Below are 9,464 nucleotides of genomic sequence, written 5' to 3'. Positions count from 1 at the left end.
CGTCAAGCACCACGTCGGCGCCGAACTCGAAGCGACCGGTGCCAGGATCGAGGGCGTCGGGCCCTTCGGGCACGACGCGGATCACGGCCCGGGGGGCGTCGGTGGCCGCGGAGTGGGCCGGGAACCGGACCGCCCGGTTGCCGCCCGCGCCGTCCCGGCCTGAGCCCTCGCCCAGGGTCCCGCCATGACGGGAGGCCACTGAAACGACGACCGCGCCGCTCCCCCGGTTGGTGAACGACGTGTAGGTGCCGCCCGCCGGCGGGGCCTCGTCGAACAGGAGCAAGACCGGGTCCGTGCCGGCCGTTGGCGGGCGGGTCTCGTGGTGGTCGTCGTCGGGGGCGGCGGTTCGGGCTCGGGCTCGCAGGCACCGAGGGCCACCGCCGCCAGGGCGCCCACCGCCGCGACGCCACCGACCAGACCGACCCCCCGACGACGGGGCGGCACCGCCCGCCGGCTGCTGGTCGCGCTGGTGACCTCGCTCACCGTGTCCATGTCGCCACCGAAGGTACACGGCGTCACCCATCCCCGTCACGAGGAGAACCGACATGAAGCGCACCATCGCAGTCGTGAGCGTCGCCGCGGCCCTGTTGTTCGGAGCGGCCAACGTGGCCGGCGCCGAGACCGCCACCGGCGGCACCCCCCGCACCAGCGAGGGGCCCAACATCGACGGCGCCGGAACCGAGGTGTCCGAGGCCACGGCCGACGGCGCCACCGGGGCGCTCGAGGCCCGGGCGGAGGCCGTCGGGGGCGACAGCATCCTGCCGGTCGTCCTGCGCGGCTTCCTCCCGCCCAACCTCATCCCCGGGCAGGGCCCGAGCACGGCGGCGGCCAACGCGGGCGTCGACCGGAGCTTCACCGTCGAACCCGGCACCTACGAGGTGACCATCACCTTCGACAGCGCCGAGCAGGAGGAGATCGAGGCGGGACGGGCCACCGCCGCAGCCTACGTGCAGACCTCCGCAGCCTTCCCCGGTGACACCGAGCCGGCGATCGCCTTCGACGAGCTTCCCGACGAGCCGGGCACCGTGGAGCGCACGTTCGTCGTCGAGGTGCCCGAGGGCGCCGACCGCATCTCGGTGTCGGCCACGGCCGTTGCCCTGTCAAGCGCCGACGGCGAGGGCAACGCCGCCGACACCCGGGCCTCCGTGGAGCAGACGACGATCAGCGTCGACGCCGCCTGATCCCGCCCGGGCTGCTCATGCCCTTGCGAAACGGCGGACCTGGCCAACGGCGCGGTTGGCCAGGTCCGCCGTTTCGTGACGGTGAGGGTGGGGCCGGGACGGCGGAGCGACCAGGTCGGTCCCGCTCAGGCCGGCGGCCAGGCATCGCCGTCGTCGGCCGGCGGGAGGTGCAGCGGCGGCTCGGCCCGACAGGTCACCTCGTTGGTCACCCCGGACCCAGAACAGACGAGCCGGCCCTTACGTCGGCCTGGCGCCGTAGAGGGCGTATCCGCCGGCCACGAAACCCATGTAGGCGCCCATGAGCAGGAGCCCGGCCCATCGTGGGATGTGCCGGGTGAGCAGCAAACAGGACACGACGAGCACGGCGCCGGCCGCGACGGGGAGGAAGAACCTGCGGGTCGGCTCATCGACGTCGATGGGATGGACGAGGCTGATGATCCCGGCGTTGAGGAGGAAGAAGGCCAGGATGGAGCCGACGACGTTGCCAATGCTGATCTCGGGCCGGCCCTGCATCGCGGGTCGCACTTCTCGGACGAGCTCCTCGATGCTGATCGCGAGGGCGAGGACGGTCATGCCGACGAACGTCTGGGAGAGGTCGTAGCGGTCGATGAGGTCGGTGGCGCCTTCGACGAGGAGCTCGCTGGCGACCACGATCATCACCAGTGAGGCGACCACCATTCCAACGGCTCGCAGTTTGCCGAGCTGTTCTGCCTGGTGCAACCCCTTGGCGACCTCGCCGGACGCCTCGATGTCGAGCCCGCGTCGGCTGAGGGTGATGAGCCGGACGACGGCGAGGGCATAGCCGGCCACCAGGATCACGCCGTCGAGGCGGGACAGGTGGCCATCGACGCTCACGAGGGTGAGGAGGGCGACGGCGGCGACAGGGACGACGAGTACCGACCGGGGTGCCGCCGTGAGACGGATGGGGGCGATGGCGGCGGTCACGCCCAGCGCCAGGGTGACGGCGACCATGGCCGAGCCGAGGATGGTGCCAAGGGCGATCCCGCCGGCGCGCTCGAAGGAGCCGACTGCGCCCACCGCGAGGTTCTCGGGGTCGAAGCCCAGGAACACCGTGCTGACCAGGAACGCCGACAGTCCGAGGCCGCGGGCGGCGCCGACGGTGCCCTTGATGAGCTGCTCGGTGAAGAAGATGACAAGCACCAGGCCGCCCACGACGAACGCAACCGAGGTGGCCATCAGGAGGGCTTGATCTCGCTGTGGTCGACCACCGCGGCGGCGAAGGTGTCGAAGGTGTCGCCGCAGCGGGCCAGCAGCGCGTCGGCGTCCTTGCGACCGGCGGCGCCGAAGAAGTCCCGGGCGGTCACGGTGTCGCTCCCGCGCCGGAGCCGCTCGAGGTTGCCTTCGGTGTCCTCCAGGGCGGCGAAGCTGAAGTTCCTCTTGGCCTGTTCCCGTTCGATCTCGGCCAGGAGGGCCGCACACTGGTCGATGATCTCGGCGTAGTCGCCGTCGCGCTCGGCGTTGAACCGAGACACCACCGCTCGTTCGGTCGTCTGGTCGAGGCCTCGGGCGACGAGCACCAGCGCGTCGCCGCCGTTCTGCTGGAGGTCGTGGCCAAGGTCGGCGAGGAACCGGCGGTGCTCGTCGTCGTCGGGCAGGGCGCAAACGGAGTCCTGGAGGTACAACGCCCCGACCGCCTTCAACCGCCGCCACACCGACACCCGATGCCGTGACGGCTCGCGCACGGCCTTGTAGACCAGGAGCACGAACCCGCTCCCTTCCGCCGGCCTGTTCGTAACCACGGTTACATCGTAGGCTCGGCGCCGTGGCCGCCTCCATTGGTTCCTGGGCCACCGACACGCTCCGATCCACAGGACCGCCCCCGCCTCCGGGAATGGCGCGGATGCCCGTCGCCCGGCTCAGCCTGCTGACCGCCGCCGGCCGGCCGAGTAGAACGCGATCCTGCTCGCGGTCGGGTACCTTCTCGGCGACAACTGGGACCACGCCGGCAACGTTGTGGGCCCTGTCTCCGCGCGGTCGTCGCTGCGCTCGTCGCCGCCGGAGTCTTCCTCTGGCGTCTGTCCCGGCGATGATTCAAGACCCACCGGCCCATAGCTTGCGCATCGGGCCTGCGGTGGGGACCGGTCGCCACCGGCGGCTTCCTGCCCCTCCTCGCTGATGACCTCGCCCGGGGCGGAGGCCTACTCGGTGGCCACGGTGGGCGTGGCGGCCGCGCCGCGAGTGGTGCTGCGGTCGCCGGAGCGGGCGATGACATCCTCGTCGGTCCCGAGGTAGGAAGCGACGACGGCGGGGTCGTCCAGCACCTCGGACGGGGTGCCCCGAGCGATGACCCGACCTTGCTCGAGGGCGACGAACTCGTCGCACAGGGCGGCGAGGAGGGTCATGTCGTGCTCGATGATCACCAGCGAGCAGCCGGTGTCGGCCTGGATGCGCTTCATGAGGGGGACCAGGGCCTCGGTCTCGGCCTGGGCCACCCCGGAGGTGGGCTCGTCGAGCAGGATCACGGCGGGGTCCTGGGCCAGCAGGCAGGCCAGTTCCACGATGCGGCGCGTGCCGGTGGAGAGCTCGCCGGCGGGACGGTCCCGGTAGGCGTCGAGGCCGAGGAGGGCGAGCAGCTCCTCGGCCCGCGCCGCGGCCGAGCGCTCGGAGGCGACCGAGGCCGGCAGCCGCAGAGCGGCCGCCACCGGGTCGCGGTTGGCGAGGTGGCGTTCGAGCGCCACCTCGATGCACTCGACGACGGTGAGCGACGGGTAGAGCCGCGCCTCTTGGAACGACCGACCGAGGTCGAGGATGGCCCGCCGGTGGGGCGAGGTGTCGGAGATGTCGGCGCCCCCGAGCAGCACCCGTCCTCCGTCGACGGGCAGGAAGCCTCCGACGATGTCGAACAGGGTCGTCTTCCCGGCACCGTTGTGGCCGATGAGGCCGACGATGCGGCCGGGGGGCACGGTGAGATCGACGGCGTCGACGGCGGTGATGCCGCCGAAGCGCTTGGTCAACCCGCGACACTCAAGGGCGACGCCCCGGGTCGGGCGGTCCTCCGGCGGCGTCACCTGCTGGTCGCCGGTCGGGACCTCGTCGCCGCCTCCGACGAAGACGGCCCGGAGGATGTCGGGCCGGTCGAGCAGCCCCGCAGTGGGACCGCGGAAGCGCACCTGGCCCTTCTCGAGGAACACCGCCCGCTCGCACATGAGGAGCGCGACGTTGATCGACTGCTCGACGACCACGATGGTGGTGCCCCGGGCGTGGAGCTCCTTCACCTTGTCGACGAGCATGCCCACCACGGTGGGGGCCAGCCCGAGGGACAGCTCGTCGATGAGCACCAGCTTCGGCTCGGTCACGAACGCCATGGCGATCGAGAGCTGCTGCTGCTCGCCGCCCGACAGGTCGCCGGCCTGCTGGTCCCACCGGTCGCGAAGGATCGGGAACATGCCTAGCATGTCGTCGATGCGGGAGCGGGTCCGCGACCGGTCGCGGTGGATCATCCATGTCGCCAGGCGCAGGTTCTCGGCCACGGTCAGGGTCGGGAACACGCCCTTGCCGCCCGGCATCATCGACAGGCCCAGGCGGGCGACCTTCTCGGTGGCCAGGTTGGTGATGTCGTGGCCGTCGAAGGTGACCGTCCCCCTCCCGATGGGCAGGAGGCCCACTGCCGCCTTGAAGAAGGTGGACTTGCCGGCGCCGTTGGTGCCCAGCAGGGCCAGCACGTCGCCGTCGTCGACTCGGGCGTCGACGCCGAAGAGGACTCGGAGCGAGCCGTAGCCCGACTCCACCCCGTCGACGGTGAGGAGGGCGCCGTCGCCGGGAGCGGCCGAGCCGCCGTGGGTGAGGCCGAACGAGCGCGCCGCGTCGTCGGCCCCGGTCCGGTCGATGGCGCCATCGCCAGCCGAGGCCGAGACCGCCCCTGTCGCCCCTTGCTGCTCCTGCGCTGCCGCCTCGACCAGCTCGAGCTCGTCGACCAGGGCCACGCCCCGCCGCCTGGCGACGGCCAGTGCGAAGCGGTCGCGAAGACGCTCGAAGGCCTGTCCCAGCCCACCCGGCAGCAGCATGAGGATGGCGAGCAGGCCGACACCGGTGAGGAGGAGCTGGAGCCGCGGGAAGGTGTAGCCGAGCCACTGGACGAGGGCGACGCCGGCCAGGGTGCCGCCGAGGGAGGACACCCCTCCGATGACGGCCATGGAGAAGATCAGCAGGCTGTCGGCCGCCTCGTAGGTGTTGACACCGATGCCCCGGAGGGCCACGGCGTGGAGCGAACCGGCGACGCCGGCGAACATGCCGGAGATGACGAAGGCGGTGATCTTGGTCCGTACCGGGGCGATGCCGGTGGCCGCCGCCGCCCGGCCGTTGTCCCGCGTGGCGGCGATGGCCCGGCCGGTGCGGGTGCGACGCAGGTTGGTCACCACGAACGCGGCGAGCGTCACCAGGCCCAGGGTGAGCCCGTAGAGCCAGCGCTCGGTGGCCAGGTCGACCCGACCGAACAGCTCCGGCCGGCCGTAGTCGCTGGGGACCAGGTCCTCGTAGTTGGCGGGGTTGATGATGTGGACCTGCATCGCCACCGCGAAGGCCAACGTCGTCACGGCCAGGAGCTGCCCCGAGACGCGCAGGGCGGGGATGCCGATCGCCGCCGCGATCACGCCGCCGGCCAGGGCCGACAGGCCGATGGCGACGAAGAGGTCGAGGTTGTGGTGCGAGATGAGGTTGGCGGTGACGACCCCGCCCACGCCGACGAGGGCGATCTGGCCCAGGCTGACGACCCCGCCCCAGCCGGTGAGCACCACCAGGGAGAGGGCGGCCATGGCGTAGATCAGGGCGATGGTGGCGTTGTTGACCTGCGACGGGCTGCCGGCGAGGGGGATCCAGACCAGGGCGGCCACCACGACCAGGGCGAGGAGGATCCTGGCCCCCCGGACCTCGGGCAGGCCGGCGAGCGGGCGGGGGAGCCGATGGGTCACGCCCACCGCCGACCACGACCCCCCGCCGGCCGCCTCGGCCCGGGCCGTCCGCCTCTCCTGGAAGAGCAGCCCCACCACGATCACCCCCAGCAGCACCACGAAGGTCCAGGTGCGGGAGTCGAGGTTGATCTGCACCAGCTGGTCGAGGACCTCGATGGCCACCCCGGCCAGGAACGCACCGGTGATCGACCGCATGCCGACGATGACGGCGGCCGCCAGCGGGGCGAGGAGCAACGTGGGCCCGGCGGCGGCGTCGACCGACAGCCCCTGCGTCGGGGCCTTCAACACGATGGTGACGGCGGCCAGGCCCCCGGCCACCGCCCACAGCAGCATGTTGAGCTGGTTGACCGGGATGCCGACCAGCCGGGCCCGGTCGATGTTCTCGGCCATGCCCCGCACCGCGGTGCCGGCCTCGGTGCGGAACAGGAACCACACCAGAGCGACGAGGGCGACGGGCACCACCGCGGCGAGGAGGAAGTGGTTGCCGTTGAGGGTGACCGGGCCGACCGCCCAGCGGGTGTCAGACAGCGGGGTGGTGAAGCCAGGGTTCAGCGGCTCGGTCCCCAGCCAGTCGGGTAGGAACAGGGCCAGCCCGCCGAGAGCCTGGGCGAGGCCGATGGTGGCCACGGTGAGCACCAGGCGGGGGGAGCCGGCGAAGCGGCGGATGACGAGCACCTCGATGAGGAGGCCGAGGGCGGTGCCGGCGGAGATGGCGATGGGGACCGAGAGGAACCAGCTGAGCTCGAGCGAGCCGAGGGTCAGCCCCGTGGCCAGCGCGCCGGCCACCGTGCCCATCGAGCCGTAGGCGAAGTTGATGACGCGGGTGGTGCGGTAGATCAGCACCAGGCCGACCGCCATGAGGCCGGTGCCGAGGCCCAGGGCGGAGCCCTGGAGCACCACGCCCAGCGAGGCGTCGTAGAGCCCGAGGAGCCCGGCGATGACGAAGGCGACGAACGCCCCGCCGGCGATGCAGAGGTTGCGCTCACTCATCGAGGAACACCTCGGGCTGGCCCTCGGGGAGGTCACCGGGTCGGAACCGCTCGTCGTTCGAGTTGTATGAGCCCGCCTCGCCGTTGAACGGGGAGGTCACCTCCGGGTCCCACCACACCTCCCGCAGGTCGACGATGGGGGTGTAGGACTCGACGAAGTAGTCCCACGTGCCCGCCGGGCCGGTGGCCTCGGGGTAGCTGAACAGGCCGGTCTCGAGGTTCTGGGGCGTGAGGTCGGGGCCCGCCATCTGGATGCCCAGGGCGAGTTGGTAGAGCTGGTAGTAGAGGACGTCGACGGCCTGCGAGGGTTCTTCGTCGGGCCGCACCGACTTGAACGCCTCGTACCCGGCGCTCTCGCCCTCCGGGGCCTGGTCGGCCAGGGGGCTGGCCCCGAAGGCGCGGGTCCACTGGTCGTTCTTGTTGGCCAGGCCCTGGCCGATGAGGTCGAGGTCGACGAAGCCGGTGCCGGTCACGATCCACTCGGGCTCGAGACCCTGGCTCTCGATCTCCTGGGTCAGGTTCAACAACATGAACGGGTCGCAGAAGCAGGAGATGGTGGTGATGCCCTGGCTGACGAGCTGGGCGCTGATGCTCTTGGCCTGGTTCGGGATGCGGCCCAGGTCGAGCACGTAGTCGGTGACGAGGTCGATCTCCTCCCCGGCGTCTTCGATCACCTGCAACCCCGCCGCGGAGCACTGCTGGTACTCGGGGTTGTTGGGAGAGATGACCGCCAGCTTGCGGGTCTCGCCCTCGAGCTCCCCGCCCGCGAAGACGGCGGGCTGGCCGATGAGCCGCTGCAGCCCGTACGCGCTGGCGGCTTCGGCCACCACCGAGCAGTCGCTGGCCAGGCTCCAGGCGTAGGGGCGGCGGTCGGTGAACCACTCCCGGGACATGTAGGGGGCGCCGAAGGCGATGGTCTGCTGCTTGACCAGACCCTCGGAGTAGGGCTGGGTCTGGGCGGTGATGTCGGCGAAGGCCTCGAGCTCGACGCCGGCCTTGAGACCGTCGTTGGTGGCGTTCTCCTGCCCACCGCCGACCAGCTCGTCCACCAGCGAGCCCTTGCCCTCGAACGGCTCGAGCCTCATCTCGCGCCCGTAGAGCTCGAAGTTCGCGTTGAAGTAGTCGACCAGCCCCTCCATCGTGCGCAAGAAGTCCTCCCCCGTCTCGTTGAACTCGATGCCCATGAGGGTGGCCAGCAGCGAGAGGGCGTTGGGGTCAGTCGTCACCCGGTACGACACCGTGATCTCCTCCGCGGTCACTCCCTTGCTGGTGGCGCCGCCGTTGTCGCCTGTGAAGGTGAAACACGGCGGGGAGTAGGGGTCGCCCTCGACCTGGGACCCCGCCCCGGGGCACGGTTCGACCGTGGTGCTCCATCCGGAGGCGGTCTGGCTCTGGGTCCCGGCGCGGGCCGGGCGAGACTCAGCTGTATCCCGCATCCGACTGGGGAAGACGACCACCAGGGCCACGACCGCCACGCTCACCACCAGCAGGGGGGCGTAGCCCTTGAGCAGGCGTCGCTCGGCGCCCTCCAGCCGGCGTGAGCGTCGATGAACGGGTGCCTCGTCGCCAGGTTCCATCCGTACTCCCAGTAACCGTCGTGGGGGACGACTATCGCGCGCGTGCGTGACCGTGGCCACATCATGGCGCCGGAGCGCGTCGGCCGTCGTGGCCCGAAGGTCCAGTTCATACCGGCTGCAAACACCCCCTGAAAGCAGAAGAGCCGGTGCCTGCGGCACCGGCTCTGACCTGCTGTTTCTTGCGTCGGGCTGGGGAGATTCGAACTCCCGACCTCTTGACCCCCAGTCAAGCGCGCTAACCAAGCTGCGCCACAGCCCGTGGGAGTGGCCACCTTACGCGCCGACCGGCGGCGCCATCGAACCCGATCGCTCATGGTGTCACCGCCGCGCCGCTCGCCGTTTCTTGGTACGTGAAGCGACCGAGACGGACGAGGTCCGTACCAAGAACGGTCATGGGCCCATGGCCCCGGCGCACTCGCAGGACGGGTTCGTCACCGGCCTGGCCGTCGGGTCCGCCAGCGTGGTGGCCGTCACCATGGTCGCGTCGGTGACGTTGCTGCCCGCCCTACTGGGCTTCGCCGGCGCGCGGGTCGAGGTCACCCGGTGGCGGGGCCTCATCGCCGCCGGGCTGGTGGCCCTGGCACGCTCATCGAGGCGGTCACGAACACCGCGCCGACGGAGCCCTTCACCCCGCAGCTGGGCCGCCGGGCGTCGAGCTGGAGCTTGTACTGGCTGAGATCGTCGAAGAGGCCCCGCTGCACCAGGTTGTCCCCGTTGTCGGTGCTGCCCACCGCTCCGCTCTCGGAGGTCGCGTCAAGCACCACGTCGGCGCCGAACTCGAAGCGACCG

7 protein-coding genes and 1 tRNA gene are annotated in these 9,464 nt (G+C 71.4%); 1 reads left to right on the top strand and 7 read right to left on the bottom strand.

Annotation, left to right across the window (positions count from 1 at the left end):
• Positions 1-283 (bottom strand): hypothetical protein (locus VNL12_RS12110; protein WP_325594882.1); only part of this gene is annotated, 283 nt, incomplete at its 3' end.
• A gap of 262 nt (positions 284-545) precedes the next feature.
• On the opposite strand from VNL12_RS12110, the gene VNL12_RS12105 reads away from it, so the two are divergent.
• On the top strand, positions 546-1,181 hold the full coding sequence (locus tag VNL12_RS12105) for a hypothetical protein (protein ID WP_325594880.1): 636 nt from the start codon (positions 546-548) through the stop codon (positions 1,179-1,181).
• A gap of 237 nt (positions 1,182-1,418) precedes the next feature.
• Here VNL12_RS12105 and VNL12_RS12100 read toward each other — a convergent pair whose 3' ends face one another.
• The 6 genes from VNL12_RS12100 to VNL12_RS12075 all read right to left on the bottom strand — a co-directional run.
• Positions 1,419-2,378 carry a hypothetical protein gene (locus VNL12_RS12100; RefSeq protein ID WP_325594878.1) on the bottom strand — a complete coding sequence of 320 codons (960 nt, stop codon included), beginning with the start codon at positions 2,376-2,378 and terminating at the stop codon, positions 1,419-1,421.
• Positions 2,378-2,941: a Chromate resistance protein ChrB gene (locus VNL12_RS12095; protein WP_325594876.1), complete on the bottom strand. Its 564-nt coding sequence runs from the start codon at positions 2,939-2,941 to the stop codon at positions 2,378-2,380. Before VNL12_RS12095 ends, VNL12_RS12100 begins: the two co-directional genes overlap by 1 nt.
• A 399-nt stretch (positions 2,942-3,340) precedes the next feature.
• Positions 3,341-7,099: an ATP-binding cassette domain-containing protein gene (locus VNL12_RS12090; RefSeq protein ID WP_325594874.1), complete on the bottom strand. Its 3,759-nt coding sequence runs from the start codon at positions 7,097-7,099 to the stop codon at positions 3,341-3,343.
• Positions 7,092-8,675 carry an ABC transporter substrate-binding protein gene (locus tag VNL12_RS12085; protein WP_325594872.1) on the bottom strand — a complete coding sequence of 528 codons (1,584 nt, stop codon included), beginning with the start codon at positions 8,673-8,675 and terminating at the stop codon, positions 7,092-7,094. Before VNL12_RS12085 ends, VNL12_RS12090 begins: the two co-directional genes overlap by 8 nt.
• Before the next feature lie 184 nt (positions 8,676-8,859).
• Positions 8,860-8,934: transfer RNA gene (locus VNL12_RS12080), tRNA-Pro, on the bottom strand.
• A 295-nt stretch (positions 8,935-9,229) separates the two neighbouring features.
• Positions 9,230-9,464 (bottom strand): hypothetical protein (locus VNL12_RS12075; RefSeq protein ID WP_325594870.1); only part of this gene is annotated, 235 nt, incomplete at its 5' end.

Source organism: Iamia sp. (genome assembly GCF_035575815.1).
Taxonomy (GTDB): Bacteria; Actinomycetota; Acidimicrobiia; order Acidimicrobiales; family Iamiaceae; genus Iamia.
Note: the sequence above shows the minus strand (reverse complement) of the source record. Positions and strands in the feature narration are given on the sequence as shown.